We start from the raw sequence: 516 nt of genomic DNA, 5'->3' as shown, positions 1-516 counted from the left end.
CCGTTGGTGGTGGCGAACATGACCGCGGTGACCGGGCGGCGGATGGTCGAGACCATGGCCCGGCGCGGCGGGCTGGGGGTGCTGCCCCAGGACGTGCCGGTGGAGGTCATCGCCGAGGTCACCGGCTGGGTCAAGAGCAGGCATCCTGTCTTTGAGACGCCGCTGAAGCTGCGTCCGGGCAATACGGTCATCGACGCGCTGCACCTGATCAATAAGCGCGCCCACGGCGCGGTGGTGGTCGTGGACGGGGATGACCGGTATGTGGGGGTGGTGCGGGCCGCCGACTGCGAGGGCGTGGACCGCTTCGCCTCGCTGGAGTCCGTGATGCGGGCCGGTCCGGCGCCGGTGGAGGCCGCCCGGTTCGAGGGGGACCCCGCGGCCGGGCTGCAGGCGGTCTTCGCCGAGCTCGAGGCCTCCGGGGCCCCGCTGGCCCCGGTGGTCCGCGGGGGGGTCCTGCAGGGGGTCATCACCCGGGCCGGGGCGCTGCGCTCGACCATCTACACCCCGACCCTTGAT

At 73.3% G+C, this 516-nt stretch carries 1 protein-coding gene; it reads left to right on the top strand.

The genetic code is table 11. The features are described 5' to 3' along the window. Window positions 1-6: 6 nt before the first annotated feature. On the top strand, window positions 7-516 hold a 510-nt coding region (locus E2F48_RS17195; protein WP_342772615.1), incomplete at its 3' end, for a CBS domain-containing protein.

The sequence above is a fragment of the Arthrobacter crusticola genome (assembly GCF_004357995.1).
GTDB classification, from domain to species: Bacteria; Actinomycetota; Actinomycetes; order Actinomycetales; family Micrococcaceae; genus Arthrobacter_D; species Arthrobacter_D crusticola.
This window is presented reverse-complemented; position numbering and strand designations above follow the sequence as displayed.